This is a genomic window from Pseudarthrobacter sp. NIBRBAC000502771, from assembly GCF_006517215.1.
In the GTDB taxonomy this organism is placed as follows: Bacteria; Actinomycetota; Actinomycetes; order Actinomycetales; family Micrococcaceae; genus Arthrobacter; species Arthrobacter niigatensis.
The window spans coordinates 1,850,612-1,865,393 of the sequence record NZ_CP041187.1 but is presented as its reverse complement, the minus strand read 5'-3'; the positions used below and the strand labels follow the sequence as shown (position 1 = coordinate 1,865,393).

Annotated in this window: 13 protein-coding genes; 4 read left to right on the top strand and 9 right to left on the bottom strand. The window is 67.6% G+C overall.

Annotation, left to right across the window (positions count from 1 at the left end):
• Positions 1-186: 186 nt before the first annotated feature.
• From NIBR502771_RS08695 to NIBR502771_RS08675, 5 genes are read right to left on the bottom strand one after another with little or no spacing between them, the layout of a single operon-like run.
• On the bottom strand, positions 187-1,638 hold the full coding sequence (locus tag NIBR502771_RS08695; RefSeq protein ID WP_141159404.1) for an aldehyde dehydrogenase (NADP(+)): 1,452 nt from the start codon (positions 1,636-1,638) through the stop codon (positions 187-189).
• Positions 1,639-1,668: 30 nt separating this feature from the next.
• Complete coding sequence (locus tag NIBR502771_RS08690; RefSeq protein WP_141159403.1) at positions 1,669-2,772, bottom strand: mandelate racemase/muconate lactonizing enzyme family protein; 1,104 nt, start codon at positions 2,770-2,772, stop codon at positions 1,669-1,671.
• Positions 2,772-3,677, bottom strand: a complete 906-nt coding sequence (locus NIBR502771_RS08685) for a 5-dehydro-4-deoxyglucarate dehydratase (RefSeq protein ID WP_141159402.1) — start codon at positions 3,675-3,677, stop codon at positions 2,772-2,774. Before NIBR502771_RS08685 ends, NIBR502771_RS08690 begins: the two co-directional genes overlap by 1 nt.
• Positions 3,674-4,639: an NAD(P)-dependent oxidoreductase gene (locus NIBR502771_RS08680; RefSeq protein WP_141159401.1), complete on the bottom strand. Its 966-nt coding sequence runs from the start codon at positions 4,637-4,639 to the stop codon at positions 3,674-3,676. Before NIBR502771_RS08680 ends, NIBR502771_RS08685 begins: the two co-directional genes overlap by 4 nt.
• Before the next feature lie 9 nt (positions 4,640-4,648).
• On the bottom strand, positions 4,649-6,064 hold the full coding sequence (locus tag NIBR502771_RS08675; protein ID WP_141159400.1) for a Gfo/Idh/MocA family protein: 1,416 nt from the start codon (positions 6,062-6,064) through the stop codon (positions 4,649-4,651).
• A gap of 357 nt (positions 6,065-6,421) precedes the next feature.
• Here NIBR502771_RS08675 and NIBR502771_RS08670 point away from each other — a divergent pair, with 357 nt between their 5' ends.
• Complete coding sequence (locus NIBR502771_RS08670) at positions 6,422-7,456, top strand: LacI family DNA-binding transcriptional regulator (protein WP_141159399.1); 1,035 nt, start codon at positions 6,422-6,424, stop codon at positions 7,454-7,456.
• Positions 7,457-7,481: 25 nt separating this feature from the next.
• Here NIBR502771_RS08670 and NIBR502771_RS08665 read toward each other — a convergent pair whose 3' ends face one another.
• Positions 7,482-8,174 (bottom strand): FadR/GntR family transcriptional regulator, encoded by a 693-nt coding sequence (locus tag NIBR502771_RS08665; protein ID WP_141159398.1) that lies wholly within the window; start codon positions 8,172-8,174, stop codon positions 7,482-7,484.
• Between the two features lie 66 nt (positions 8,175-8,240).
• Between NIBR502771_RS08665 and NIBR502771_RS08660 the strand changes: the two genes are divergently transcribed.
• The gene (locus NIBR502771_RS08660) at positions 8,241-9,578 is read left to right on the top strand and encodes an alpha-hydroxy acid oxidase (protein WP_305775682.1); all 1,338 of its coding nucleotides are present in this window, start codon (positions 8,241-8,243) and stop codon (positions 9,576-9,578) included.
• Positions 9,579-9,581: 3 nt separating this feature from the next.
• Here the strand turns inward: NIBR502771_RS08660 and NIBR502771_RS08655 are convergent, their stop codons facing one another.
• Complete coding sequence (locus NIBR502771_RS08655) at positions 9,582-10,193, bottom strand: helix-turn-helix transcriptional regulator (RefSeq protein ID WP_141159397.1); 612 nt, start codon at positions 10,191-10,193, stop codon at positions 9,582-9,584.
• A 69-nt stretch (positions 10,194-10,262) separates the two neighbouring features.
• Complete coding sequence (locus NIBR502771_RS08650; protein ID WP_141159396.1) at positions 10,263-11,474, bottom strand: acetoin utilization protein AcuC; 1,212 nt, start codon at positions 11,472-11,474, stop codon at positions 10,263-10,265.
• Between the two features lie 104 nt (positions 11,475-11,578).
• Here NIBR502771_RS08650 and NIBR502771_RS08645 point away from each other — a divergent pair, with 104 nt between their 5' ends.
• Together NIBR502771_RS08645 and NIBR502771_RS08640 are read left to right on the top strand one after the other, a co-directional pair.
• Positions 11,579-13,012: a TrkH family potassium uptake protein gene (locus tag NIBR502771_RS08645; RefSeq protein WP_141159395.1), complete on the top strand. Its 1,434-nt coding sequence runs from the start codon at positions 11,579-11,581 to the stop codon at positions 13,010-13,012.
• Entirely contained in the window at positions 13,005-13,691 is a 687-nt protein-coding gene (locus tag NIBR502771_RS08640; RefSeq protein WP_026265713.1) for a TrkA family potassium uptake protein, read from the top strand. The genes NIBR502771_RS08645 and NIBR502771_RS08640 overlap by 8 nt, the downstream gene beginning before the upstream one ends.
• Before the next feature lie 54 nt (positions 13,692-13,745).
• On the opposite strand, the gene proC is transcribed toward NIBR502771_RS08640, so the two are convergent.
• Entirely contained in the window at positions 13,746-14,579 is an 834-nt protein-coding gene (gene proC, locus NIBR502771_RS08635) for a pyrroline-5-carboxylate reductase (protein WP_141159394.1), read from the bottom strand.
• Positions 14,580-14,782 lie beyond the last annotated feature (203 nt).

The following is a 14,782-nucleotide window of genomic DNA, read 5'->3' as shown; positions in this document are numbered from 1 at the left end:
CGACGCGCAAATTCACTGTCGACCCGCGCGTACCCTAACGCACCCCATATTTGGGCGCGTCCGGGAATCTGCGCGTCGGAGGAAAATTTGCGCGTCGCCAGGAGCCTCGCACCCCTACAACGCGCGCACAGTCATGGCGGTCTGCGGGAGCATTTGTACTCGTCCCGTATTCGGTGACCGAGCGTGTTACGGAAGCACCAGCTCCCCGTCCACGCGGCGCGGGATGTGCAGCGGGTTGCCGTCATGCAATGCCGGGTGCAAGACGGCTTCCGGGGCGTCCTGGTAGGCCACGGGGCGCTGGAACCTGCGGACCGCCGTCGCGCCCACCGAGGTGAAGAGCGACGTGGTGGCCGGGTACGGACCGCCGTGCTGCTGGGCCCAGTTGACGGCGACACCCGTGGGCCAACCGTCGAACAGTACACGTCCTGCGAGCCCGGACAGCTGCTCCACCAAGCCGGCAATGTCCTCGCCGGGCTGGGCGTGGAGCGTGGCCGTCAGGCTTCCCGGGACCGTGGCCAGCACTGCGGACAGCTCGTCCTGGTCCGCGTACTCGATGAGGATGGTGGTGGGGCCGAAGCACTCTTCGAGCAATTGTCCCGGATTGTCCAGCACCTTGGCGGCGGTGGTGGCGAAAACCACCGGGGCCGCACCGTTGGCGGCTGCGTCCTGGTCTACGGTGCCGCCCACCACGTCCACCCCGTCCACGGAGGCAAAGCTGCGCAGCCCGTCCGGGTACGCCTCCGCAATGCGCCTGGTAAGCATGGCATGGGCGGCCTTGTCCTTGCTGGCCTCCGCCACGCCTGCCGCGAAGGACGTTCCGGCGGGGATGAACACCAGGCCTGGCTTGGTGCAGAACTGGCCGGCACCAAGGGTGAAGGATCCTGCCAGTCCCGCGGCGAGTTCCACGGAGCGCTCCCGCAGCGCGGCCGCCGTGATGACCACGGGGTTCAGGCTGCCCAGCTCCCCATAGAACGGGATGGGGTCCGGACGGGAGGTGGCGAGGTCGAACAGGGCACGGCCGCCGGGAATGGACCCGGTGAAGCCCACGGCCTTGATGGCGGGATCCTGCACCAGTGCCGTGCCCACCTCCCGGCCGCTGACCAGGGCGAACAGGCCTTCCGGTGCACCCGCCCCGCGCAGGGCCTCCGCGACGATGGCGGCGGTCCGTTCCGAAAGGCGGAGGTGGCCCGAGTGCGCCTTGACGATCACGGAACAGCCGACGGCGAGCGCCGAGGCGGTGTCGCCCCCGGCCACGGAGAAGGCAAAGGGAAAATTCGAGGCCGAGAACACCGCGACGGGACCGATGGGCCGGAGGATGCGGCGCAGGTCGGGCTTGGGCGGGGCGGCTGAGGGGTCCGCGTGGTCGATGATCGCTTCGAGGTAGGAGCCCTCGGTGATGACGCCCGCGAACAGCCGCAGCTGGCCGGTGGTGCGCGCAACCTCCCCCGTCAGGCGCGGGACGCCCAGGCTGGTCTCGGCATCGGCGATCTCCACCAGTTCGGCGGCGTTGGCATCCAGCGCGTCGGCCACCGCGTTAAGCCATCCCGCACGCTCTGCATCAGATGCGGCCGCGGAGATCCTGGCTGCCGCCGTGGCGGCAGCGGTGAGTTCGGACAGGGAAAGTGTTGCTGTTGTCACGTCAGGTACCTGTTCTTTTGGAATTCTTGGCTACAAAGCGTCCCGGAAGCGGAACCCCAGTCCGGGCTGGTCCGTGAGGATCACCCGGCTGTTACTGAACCGCACGGGCACCGGCGCGTCCAGGATCCCCAGCTGTTCGAACGACGCCTCCTCGACGTCCTCCACCAGGGTGGGCTCCGCCAGGGTCAGCGCCAGCTGGCCGGAGAGTTCCGGCAGCAGGTGCGGCATGACCTTGATGCTGTGGGTACGGGCGAGCTCCACGATCCGCCGGAACGGGGTAATACCGCCCACCCGGATGATGTTGGGCTGGATGATGTCCACCGCCTCCGCCTCGATGAAGTCGCGGAACCGGTAAATGGTGTGCAGATTTTCGCCGAGGGCGATGGGCACCGGTGAATGCTTGCGCAGCCTTCGGTAGGCCCACAGATCGTCCGCACGGAGAGGTTCCTCCAGCCACTCCAGCCCGAATTCGGCCAGTACATCGAGGGCCCGGAAGGTGGTGGGCAGGTCCCACCGCTGGTTGGCGTCGATCATGAGCCTGCGGTCCGGACCCAGGACTGACCGCACTGCTGCCACGCGTTCGCGGTCCTCGCGGAGGTCCGGCTTGCCTACCTTGATCTTCACTGCCTGGTGGCCGGCCGCAACCCAGCGTTCGGCCTGCGCCACCAACTCCTCCAGGGTGTAGTGCAGGTTCACGCCGGAACCGTACACCTCGGCTGACTCCTGACGCTGGCCCAGCAGGCCGGTGACGGATGTGCCCGCACGGCGGGCCTGCAGGTCCCACAGGGCAAGGTCCACCCCGGCCATCGCAATGGTGGTTAGCCCTCCGCCGCCCGCTTCATGTAGTCGTTTCCACAGGGCGTCCCAGACAGCTTCGGGGTTCGCCGGCAGGCCGCTGACAAAGGGCGCGATGTCATAGTCCAGCAGCGCCTTGACCGCCTGCGGTCCGATGGTTGGCGTCCAGGAGAAACCGTGCCCCGCACCGCCGTCGTCCGTGTGAAGCTCCGTGACGATCACGTGGTTCTCCGGCGCCTCTGCGCCCCAGTGCCGGCGCAGCGGCACGGTAATGAGCCGGGTGGACAGGCCTGTGATGCGTGGGGTGCTGCGCGTGGCCGCGGCCGCCGGGGCGCTCATCAATGCCCGGCCAGCTCGTAGCCCTTGGCGAGGATGGCCTTAAGCTCCAGCAGTTGGTCCTCCGTGGGATCCACCAGCGGCGGGCGTACCGACCCGACCGGCAGTCCACCCAGCCGCAGCCCGGCCTTGACCAGGGACACCCCGAACCCCGGAGTCTGGTCGCGCAGGCGCACCAGGGGTGCATAGAACCCTTCGAGCAGGGCGTTGCGGCGGTCCTCATCCCCGGACTCATAGGCATCGTAGTAGGCCTTCGCGATTTCCGGGGCCATGGCGAACGCCGCCGAGGAGTACAGCGGGATGCCCAGGCCGCGGTAGGCGCCCTGGGTCAGTTCAGCCGTGAGGAGTCCGTTGAAGAACGCGAAGTCCGTCCGGCCCGTTGCCTTGACGGCAGTCACGATTTCCTGGGCCAGGCCAACATCTCCCAGCCCGTCCTTGAAGCCAACGACCTTGGGGTTCGCGGCCAGCTTCGCCATGGACGCAGCGGTGAACTTGGCGTTGCCGCGGTGGTAGACAATGACCGGCAGGCTGCTGGCATCCGCAACAGCCTCGATGTAGGCCACCAGGCCGTCGGTGGGGCCGGTCACCAGGTAGGGCGGCAGCACCAGCAGGGCGTCGGCGCCGGCTTCCTCCGCGGCGCGGGCGGCGGCGAGGGCGTGGCCCAGCGGTCCACCGGCCCCGGCCACCACGGGGACCTTCCCGGCCACAACCTCGACGGCGGCCGCAACCACGGTGCGGACCTCGTCGATACTGAGGGCGTGGAATTCGCCGGTGCCGCAGGCGGGAAAGACGCCGCCGGGGCCGAAGGGCAGCCGGGAAGCGATGTGCTCCTTGAGCAGTTCCACGTCAACGGCGCCTTCGGCCGTGAACGGGGTGACGGGAAAGAACAGTACGCCGTCGAATTTCATGGTGTCTCCTTGCTTCCGCCGCCGGCAGTGACCAGCGTGGAAGCCTCGTCGTTGAGGGTGTGGCGGGACGTGAGTTCGGTGCGCCAGCTGCGCCGCGGCTGCCAGCCCAGGAGTTCCTGTGCCTTGGCGATGGAGAACGCGGGGCTGGTCCCGGTCAAGCCCGCGCTGATGTCTTCGCTGCCGGGCAGGAACCGGGGCATGAGCTCCGCCAGCGGCGCGGTTGCCAGGGCGTCCGCAGCTCCGACGAAGAAGGTTTCGCCGTTGGGAATGTCCGTCATTTTCCGGAGCAGCAGGTCAAGGAAGTCCGCCACATCCCGGGCGTCCACGTAGTTGAACAGGGCCGGCGCCGAAAGGGCGGGATCGGCCAGGCGTTCAGCCAGGGTGTGGCCCTGCTGGGTGGGCGCCCCCTCCCATTCTTCCGGGGAGATGACGAAGCAGGGGCGGAACGCGGCATAACGGATCCGGTCCCCCTGGGCTGTGGCGAACATCTGCATGGTCTGCTCCGCGATGAGCTTGGACAGCGCGTAGGCGTTCCAGGGCTTCGGCGGCGTCCGTTCATCAAGCGGGAACGACGGCGGAAGCCAGCCCGCGGGCGAGCCGTAACCGAGCACGGTGGGGCTGCTGGCGGTGATGATTTTGGGCACCCCCACCTCCGTCGCCGCGCTGATCACGGCGAAGGCGAGCCGGGTGTTCGTGGCGAAAATGACGTCCTCCGGCGCACTGAACGGCACCGCAATCGCCGCAAGGTGGATGACGGCGTCGGGCTTTGCCTCCCGGAGGAGGCGCAGCGCCTCTCCCGGAGCCAGGAGGTCCGCGGTTTCCTGCACGACGCCGGGCGGCAGCAGTCCTGCGGGCACGGCCTCGCGGTCCACGGAGGTGATGTGGTGGCCGGCCTGTGCCAGGCCCGCCACCACGCTGCGTCCCAGGCGGCCGGAGCCGCCGGTGACAAGGATCCTGCTCATGGTGTCCCCCTACCTGCCGCGACGAAGGTCGACGCCGAGGTCCAAATCCTGGACGCGCACGGGCAGGGACGTTTCCAGGGACCGGTTGCCGGCAATACCCACGGACACCGAGCGCAGCCCGTCCAGGTATCCGGAGGGACGGCCCAGCGGGTCCTCGCCGGGGCCGTTGAAGAGGTCTGAGAGCAGGAGTTCGTCACCGCCGCCGTGGCCGCCTTCACCGTTGACGATCGGCACCTCGTACGCGGCCTCCCAGTGGCGCTGGACCACCAGCCGCTCACCGTTGCGGCGCACGGCATCCTCTTCCTCCACGGGGGTTGCGCTCGGGTCCACCACGGTCTTCTTGCCTGTGCTGTGCAGGACGGCGGCCCGTTCCACCACTTCAAGCTCGGCCCGGCCCTCGGTGCCGTTGACCGCTACCCGGTAGCCCTCCCACGGGCTGTGCGCGTTCAGCGAATAGCTAAGGCGCGGCCCGCCGTGGTACTCCACCACCAGCGCCAGGTTGTCCTCAATGGTGATGCCAGCGGTGAAGACATCCTGGTCGCGGCGGTAGCCGTCGTAGTGTTCGTTGTCCAGGAAGAGCGCCTTGAGCCGCTCGTCCTCCCTCAGGTCCAGCGTGAACGGGTCCTTCGGGCCGGCGGGGGCATCGGCGTCGGGCGTTCCGCGCTCGGGGCGGGGGCCAAGCCCGCGTTCGACGGCGTTCTTGTCGCCATAGAACTTCAGGCCGCCGGAGGCGAAGACCCGCTCCGGGACGTCGTCGATCCACCAGTTAACCAGGTCGAAGTGGTGGGAGGCCTTGTGGATGAGGAGGCCACCGGAGTTCTTCTTATCCCGGTGCCACCGCCGGAAGTAGTCCGCGCCGTGGACGGTATCCAGGACCCAGCTGAAGTCAACCGAGGTGACCTTGCCGATCACGCCGCTCTGGATGATTTCCTTGAGCGCGCTGTTGCGCGGCGAGTAGCGGTAGTTGAAGGTGACCACCACGTTCCGTCCGGTCTCGTGGACGGCCTCGACAATGCGGCGGCAGCTTTCGGCGTCAATGGTCAAGGGCTTTTCGACGACGACGTCTGCACCGGCCCGGAGCCCCTCCACGATGTAGTCGGCGTGGGTGTAATCGGGCGTGGTGACGATGATCCGGCCGATGCCGTTGGCCTGGATGAACGCTGTCAGGTCCGCGGGATCAAAGGACGCCACCGGTCCCGGCGCGCCCAGTTGCTGGATGAGCTTCTGGTAGAACTCCACGCGACCCGGGTTCACGTCCGAGAAGGCCACCAGTTCGGCGGTGTCCGCGTGCTTGCCGTAGATGGCACGGATGTACATCTCGGAACGGCCGCCCGTGCCGATCAGGGCGATGCGGGTCTTCCCGCCGTCCTTGGCAGTGGCCTGCGCGGCAGCTGCGGCCGACGTCGTCTCGGCTGTGTTGACCATGGGGTCCCTTTCGAAAGCTCATTTACGGCCGTAGGAACGGCGCCTGTGGATCAGCGGCGGCACTCTGCTGCCCCGATTGGAAAGCCAGGCGAGAAAGCGTTTTCTCAGTTGTCTCTAAAAGTTGTACCAACCCGGCGAGGCATCCGTCAACCATTTCCGGTACTGGAGGAAAGCGCTTTCTTCCCAGCCGGCTCGGATCCCCGGCCGCCGGGCGGGGAACATGGCTGGGAAAAGCATAGAAATCGCTTTCCTGCCCCCGTATATGCTGTCATTCAAAGCAGGTTGCCATCACGGCCGGCCGCCCGGACACCAACTGGTCGCGGCAGCCCCGGCGGATGGCGCGAACGAAGGGTTCCCATGGCCAGGAAATCGGCAAGCGGCCGGATCGGCATCGCTGATGTCGCAGCCAAGGCGGGGGTTTCCCATGCCACGGTCTCGCGTGTCATGAACGGCAACTTCACCGTGGACCCGGACATTGCCGCCAGGGTCCGTGCAGCCGCCGCCGAACTGAAATACCAGCCCAATCCCGTGGGCCGGAGCCTGGCCCTCGGCAAGACGGACACCATCGGGATTGTGGTGCCGGACCTGGCCAACCCCACCTTCCAGGCGATCCTCCGCGGCCTAAGCCGGGCAGCCGCCCAGGACGGTTACCGCGTGCTTATCGCGGATTCATTCGAAGTGTCCAGCGAGGAGTCCATCCTCGCAGGCGAGGCGCGCAGGCGCTGTGACGGACTGGTCCTGTGCGCTCCACGCATGACCGATGCGGAACTGGAGGAGATCGCACCCTCGCTGCACCCGCTGGTGCTGATCAACCGCACCACCTCCACGCCGAACGTGCCCAGCCTGGTGGTGGACTACGGCCAGGGCGTCCAGGACATCGCGGGGCACCTTGTGGAGTTGGGCCACACCCGCCTGGCCTTCCTTGCGGGCCCGCCCCGCAGCGCCTCCAATGAGATGCGCCTCCAAGGCCTGGAAACGTTCAAGGCCGCCCACCCCGAGGTGGAGGTGACCATGCTGGACGGTGGCTCGGACTTCGACACCGGCCATGGGGCAGTGGATGCCGTCCTGGCAAGCGGGGCCACCGGAATCCTTGCCTTCAACGACCTGGTGGCCATGGGCCTGATGAGCGGCCTCCACGAACGTGGGCTGGACGTCCCCGGCGACATCTCGGTAACGGGCTTCGATGACATTCCCTTTGCCAGGTATACGACGCCGGCCCTCACCACCGGCGCGGTCCCCATCACCGAACTGGGAGAGCAGGCCTGGCAGCAGCTCCGGGCGTTGATCCGCAACGAGGCAACCGGCACCCCCGGCGGCCACTACCAGCCGCGGCTCGAAGTCCGGGCCAGCACGGGCCCCGCCAAGGCGCCCCGCAGCACGGTCCACGGCTAAGCCTCTCATTACGCTGCGCCCAGGATTATCCCGCGCCCAGCCCGGCCTCTTTGTAGAACCCCTCGATATGGTCGGCCACCAGCTGGGCTGCCCGGCTCCCATCGCCCTCCTTGACCGCGGCGAGGATGGCATGGTGCTCGGTGCGCAGGCGCGAGGCTGTGGCGTTCCAGTCCGGCAGGTTTCCGGTCAGTCGGGCCGCGTACCCCTGGATGGATTCGCGCAGCGATCCCATCATGGCGCTGACCACCGCATTGCCGGCCGCGTGGGCCAGGGCCAAATGGAACCGGACATCAAGGGCCAGGAAATCATCCACGGACAGGCCTTCGGGCGCATCCATCGCCGCCAGGAGCGTGGCCGCCTCTTCCAGCTCCGGCGCATCCCGGCGTGCCTGGGCGGCAGCCCATGACTCCAGGAGGACCCGGGTTTCCACGATGTCTGCCACCGGCAGGTGCTGGGTGGCCACATGGAGCCGAAGGGCCGAGCCAAGGGCGGCGGCAGGATCAGAGATCACGACCGTCCCGGCGTCCGGACCGGAACCGACACCGGACCGCACTACGCCCATGGCTTCGAGGATCCGGATGGCTTCACGTACCGAAGTCCGGGAGACCTGGAGCTGTTCGGCCAAGGTGCGCTCCGCCGGGAGCCTGCCGCCGACCGCCAGGTCGCCGGCTGAGAGCCTGTCCTCGATCCAGTGCAGGACCAACTGGTGGGTGCGCATAGGCCAATGGTACTTGATGTGGTTGGACCACATGCCCTAGAGTGTGGTTGGACCATAGGAGGAGCCATGACCCACACCATCCAGCCCAACAATCCGGAAGCCACCCCGGCGCCGGATGCCACGGACATTCCCGCAGCGCCGGCACCCGCCGGGGCTCCGTCGTCGTCCGCCCTGCCTGCCGCCCTGAAGCGGCGCGTCCCCAAATACTCGGACCTGGCGCCCCTGATGCAGTTCAAGAAGCCGGAGTTCAGCAGGGCCGCCCGGCTGCAGCGGGCCAGCACCATCTGGGAGCTGCGCGACATCGCCAAACGCCGCACCCCCAAGGCGCCCTTTGACTACACGGACGGGGCCGCGGAAGAGGAGATCACCCTCCGCCGCGCCCGCCAGGCATTCCTGGACATCGAGTTCCGGCCCGGCATCCTGCGGAACGTCTCCAGCATCGACCTCAGCACGGACATCCTGGGCAAGCCGTCCCGGCTCCCCGTCGGCATCGCCCCCACCGGCTTCACCCGGATGATGCAGTCCGAGGGCGAGTACGCCGGATCGCAGGCCGCCGAAGCCGCAGGCATCCCCTACACCCTGTCCACCATGGGCACCGCCTCCATCGAGGATGTGGCCCAGGCCGCCCCGAACGGCAGGAACTGGTTCCAGCTGTACCTGTGGACAGACCGGGACCGCTCGCTGGAACTCATTGAGCGCGCCGCCAAAGCCGGCAACGACACCCTCATGGTCACCGTGGACACCGCCGTGGCGGGTGCCCGCCTCCGCGACGTCCGGAACGGCATGACCATCCCGCCGGCGCTGACCCTCAAAACCGTGCTGGACGCCTCCTACCGGCCCGCCTGGTGGTTCAACTTCCTCACCCACGAGCCCCTGACCTTCGCCTCGCTGTCCCGCTACACCGGCACGGTGGCCGACCTGATCAACTCCATGTTTGATCCCACCCTCACGTTCGGGGACCTGGACTGGCTGCGCGAAACCTGGAGGGGCAAGCTGGTGGTCAAGGGCATCCAGACCGTCGAGGACGCCCGCAAGGTGGTGGACCACGGCGCCGACGGCGTGGTCCTGTCCAACCACGGCGGCCGCCAGCTGGACCGGGCCCCCATCCCGTTCCACCTGCTCCCGGAGGTCAGGCAGGCCCTCACCGCTGACAACAGTGACGCCGCCATCATGCTGGACACCGGCATCATGAGCGGCGCGGACATCGTGGCTGCGCTGGCACTGGGCGCCGACTTCACGCTGATTGGCCGCGCCTACCTCTACGGGCTGATGGCAGGCGGACGCGCGGGCGTGGACAGGACCCTGCAGATCCTTGAGAAGGATATGGCCCGCACCATGGCGCTGCTGGGAGTCAGCCGGATTTCCGAGCTCACCCCGGACCACGTGCGGCTGCTGCCCCGGTAAGTCCTACTTTTTGCGCCCGAATTTCGGCAGGTTTGGGAGGTTGGCCAGCAGGTCGGCTGCCTTGGTGGCGGCGCGGCCAACGGTCCTTCCGATTTGCTGCGGCACGGTGTCGTCGCTCAACGGGGCGGCCGTACCGCCGGGAATGACGACGGCGGGGCTCAGCTCCGCGCCTTCCCTCACCATGACGGTCGCAGGAATGTCCTCCCGGGCCGGCTGCGAAGGCCCGGCGGCCCGGGGGGCCTGCGGCGGCGGGGCTGCCGCCGCGGCGACGCTTTCCTGCAGGTGGGCCGGGACCGGCTGGTCGGCGGCCACCCGGACCGGCCCGTCCGGCGAGGCTGCGGCGCTGCCGCCGCTGCCGACGTCGAACGTCTCAAGCCAGCTGGCGATGCCCTCCAAAGGGCCCCGGTTCAGGGCGTAGTAGCGCTTCTGTCCCTGCGCGCGCATGCTGACCAGCTGTGCTTCACGGAGGACTTTCAGGTGCTTGGAAATGGTGGGCTGGCTCGCCGCCAGTTCCTCCACCAGTTCCCCCACGGCTTTGTCGCCTGCCCGAAGCGCCACCAGGATGTCCCGCCGGGTGGATTCCGCTATGACGGCAAATACGTCGTCTGTCACCATGCCTCCCACCCTAGCGACATATACGTCTAAAGGCATCAACTATTTCGGCGGCACACGGTTTCGGCCGGACTAGTCGAACCAGGGGTCCAGCCCGTGCAGCGGGAACACTGCCTTGCGGGTGGCCATGACGGTGCGGTCCACGGCGTCGTTGGGGTCGAAACCCACCTCCCAAGACCGCCACCAGAGCTCCACGTCGTCCCCCATGAGGGTGGGCGCCTCCCTGCCGAACTTCTCCATCACGTACTGCCGCCAACCCCCCGGCACGGGAGTCCGCAGCGGCACGGGACGTCCCGCAGCGATGGCCACCAGGTGGCTCCAGGTCCGCGGCACTACGTCCAGCACGTTGTAGCCTCCGCCGCCGGTGGCGATCCAGCGGCTGCCGCAATAGCGCTCGGCCAGATTACCGACGGCGCTGGCCGCCTCGCGCTGCCCGTCCACGCTGAGGTTGAGGTGCGTGAGGGGGTCGTTGCGGTGCGAATCGCATCCGTGCTGGCTGACGATCACCCCCGGTTCGAAGGCCCCCACAAGCTGGGGCACCACGGCGTAGAAGGCGCGGAGCCAGCCGGCGTCTGAGGTACCGGCCGGCAGGGCGACGTTTACGGCCGTCCCCTCGGCAGCCGGACCGCCGGTCTCGTTGGCGAAGCCGGTCCCGGGGAAAAGGGTCAGCCCCGTCTCATGCAGCGAGATCGTGAGGACCCGCGGATCGTCCCAGAAGATGTTCTGGGTACCGTCCCCGTGGTGGGCGTCGACGTCGATGTAGGCCACCTTGCCCACGCCGCCGTCAAGCAGCTTTTGCACGGCAAGGGCGGCGTCGTTGTAGATGCAGAATCCGCTGGCGCGCTCCCGGGCCGCGTGGTGCATACCGCCGCCGAAGTTCACAGCATGCACGGCCGATCCTTCCAGCAGGCGCTGGGCTGCCAGCAGCGAGCCGCCGGCCAGGCGGGCTGCGGCCTCGTGCATGCCGGCGAACGCGGGATCATCCTCGGTTCCCAGCCCTCGTGATTCGTCGGGGCGGGTGGGGTCCGCGCTGACCCGGCGGACTGCTGCCACATAGTCGGCCGAGTGGACGGACTCCAGCTCTGCGTCGGATGCCACCTCCGGAGCTGCCAGGTCAACGTGGTCCAGGTCGAAGAGCCCGAGGCTGCGTGAGAGGCGCGCGGTAAGGTCCATGCGCTCCGGTGCCATGGGGTGGCCGGGGCCGAAGTTGTAGGCTGTCATGTCAGGACTCCACGCCACCATCGTTGGCGGCGCGGGCTGGCGGAGTCCGGGCAAGTATGTCATCAATCACAGGCTACCCGAGCCTGTGCCGCCGCCGGCCCGGTCATGACGCCGGCTTTAGTGGTTTACTACTGAAGGAAGCCGTTTCAACCGAGGAAAAGCCACACATGACGCAAAGCCAGTCGAGGCCCCGGACGCCGGCCCCCTGGCACCCCCCGGCGCAGGACCGGGAGGGCCTCTGGATCTTCACCCGGCTGCGCGACTTCATTGACGACATTGCCAATACGTCCCCCGCGCGGCTGGCACTGACTGCGTTCGCCGCCGTCTGCACACTTTTTACTTTCCTGCTCACCCTGCCGGTCTCTGCCGCCGACGGAACCCCCACCCCCATCCACCAGGCGTTGTTTACGGCGGTCTCGGCGGTCTGCGTCACGGGACTCACGGTGGTATCGACGGCGGCCCACTGGTCCTTCTTCGGCCAGCTGGTAATCCTGGTGGGCATCTTCATCGGCGGCTTGGGCACCTTGACCCTCGCCTCGCTGCTCGCCCTCATGGTGAGCAAGCGGCTGGGCGTGCGCGGGAAGATCATCGCCGCGGAATCCATGAACAACGCAGGCCGCCTGGGCGAAGTGGGCACCCTGCTGCGGATCGTCATCACCACTTCAGTGGTGATCGAAGGCATCCTGGCGCTGGCATTGATCCCGCGCTTCCTTACTTTGGGCGAGCCGTTCTGGCAGTCTGTCTGGCACGGCATCTTCTACGCCATTTCATCGTTCAACAACGCCGGCTTCACCCCCCATTCGGACGGCATCGTGCCCTACGAAACGGACCTGTGGATCCTCATCCCCCTGATGGTGGGCGTCTTCCTGGGCAGCCTGGGCTTTCCCGTGGTGATGGTGCTGCAGCAGAACGGGCTGAACTGGAAGAAATGGAACCTCCACACCAAGCTCACCATCCAGGTCTCACTTATCCTGCTCGCCGCGGGCACGTTCCTGTGGGCCCTGATGGAGTGGGACAACGCCCGGACCATCGGACCGATGGGCCTCGGTGACAAGATCACCCACTCCCTGTTTGCCTCGGTCATGACGCGTTCAGGCGGGTTCAACCTGGTGGACCAGAACCACATGGAATCCACCACCAAGCTCCTGACCGACGCGCTGATGTTCGCCGGCGGCGGGTCGGCGTCGACGGCGGGCGGCATCAAGGTGACCACCATCGCCGTGATGTTCCTGGCCATCGTTGCCGAGGCCCGCGGCGATGCCGACGTGAAGGTGTACGGCCGGACCATTCCGCAAGGCACCATGCGGGTGGCCATCTCCGTGATCGTTGCCGGCGCCACCCTGGTTTCCGTCTCCGCCTTCCTGCTCCTGCAGTTCAGCGGCGCAACACTGGACCGGGTGCTGTTCGAGACGATTTCGGCCTTCGCCACCGTTGGCCTGAGCACCGGGCTCAGCGCCGAGGTGCCGCCCGAGGGAGTCTACGTCCTCACAGCCCTCATGTTCGCCGGCCGCGTGGGCACCGTAACCCTCGCCGCGGCACTTGCCCTGCGCCAGCGCAGCCAGCTGTACCACTACCCCGAAGAGAGGCCGATCATTGGCTAGTTCCACAGACGCCCCCCGGCGCCCCGCCCACAACGCTCCGGTCCTGGTGATCGGGCTGGGCCGCTTTGGATCATCCACCGCGGAGCAGCTGGTCAAGCAGGGCCGGGAAGTGCTCGCCATCGAACGGGACCGGAACCTGGTGCAGAAATGGGCGCCCCTCCTGACCCACGTGGTGGAGGCCGACGCCACCAACATTGATGCACTCCGCCAACTGGGCGCCCAGGAGTTCAGCTCCGCCGTCGTGGGCGTGGGAACCTCCATCGAGTCCTCGGTACTGATCACGGTCAACCTCGTCGACCTGGGCATCGAGCACCTCTGGGTCAAGGCGATCACCCCGTCACATGGCAAGATCCTGACCCGGATCGGCGCCAACCACGTCATCTACCCCGAGGCCGACGCCGGAGTTCGCGCCGCACACCTGGTGTCCGGCCGGATGCTGGACTTCATCGAGTTCGACGACGACTTCGCCATCGTGAAGATGTACCCGCCACGCGAAACCGTGGGCTTCACCCTGGACGAGTCAAAGGTCCGCTCCAAGTACGGGGTGACCATTGTGGGGGTGAAGTCCCCTGGTGAAGACTTTACGTACGCCCGGCCCGAGACCAAGGTGTCTTCGCGGGACATGCTGATCGTTTCCGGCCACGTGGACCTGCTGGAGCGGTTCGCCGCCCGGCCATAAAGTCCCACGGTGGTTGGGCCTGTCGAAACCGGATTTCGACCGGCCCAACCGCCGCTAGCCGAGCTGTCTGGTGATTTCGGCGGCCCGGTCAGCTGCCGCGCGTGCGCCGGCGGCGATGATGGCCGGGATGCCCTGTTCGTCAAACGTGGCGATGGCGCGTTCAGTGGTGCCGTTGGGGCTCGTGACGGCCTTGCGCAGGGCTGCAGGGTCGGCGCCGGGTTCGGCCAGCATGAGGCCGGCACCGGCCACGGTTTCGCGGGCCAGCAGGAGAGAAAGCTCGCGGTCCAGGCCCAGTTCCTCCCCTGCGGAGGCCATGGCCTCGGCCAGGTAGAAGGCGTAGGCGGGACCGGAGCCGCTGATGGCCGAGAGCGCGTCCACCTGCTCTTCGGGGACTTCCACGACAGTTCCGGCACCCTGCAGGAGGTCTTTGACCATTTGGAGCTGTTCGGGGCTGCAGTGCGTGCCGGGCGAGACGGACACGACGCCGCGGCCCAGCTTGGCGGGCGTGTTGGGCATGGTCCGGATCACCGGCTGCCCCGCGGGGAGTGCGGCCTCCAGCTGGGCGATGGACACGGCCGCGGCCACGCTGACCACCACGGTTTCCGGTGACAGGGCGGGGCTGATTTCCCTCGCCAGGTCCGCGATGCCCACCGGCTTGACGCCGAGGATGACCACCGCAGACCCCTTGGCGGCCTGCCTGTTGTTGTCGGGTTCTTCCTCACCGGCAATGGCGGTGATCCCTTGGTAGCGCTGGGCGAGTTCCGAGGCGCGCTCCGCGCGGCGGACGGTGGCCACCACATCCCCCGGGTCCTTCCCTGCCTCCAGCAGGCCGCCAAGTATGGCTTCGTTCATGGATCCACAGCCAAGGAATGCGATTCGGTTGCTCATGCCTCCATCATTACAGTCCGCAGGCATTCACAGGCAACTCCCATCCTCAGCGCAGGCAGCACACAACTTGGGGTCCTAACGTAGTTATTACCTCATTGAGGGTGCGAGTGATGCGGCAGGCATGGGGATGTCTGCCAGGGCACCGGTGGCACGGCAACAGGTTTTCCCCCATTTTCCTGTAGCCGGCCCCGGTGCTTCCGCAT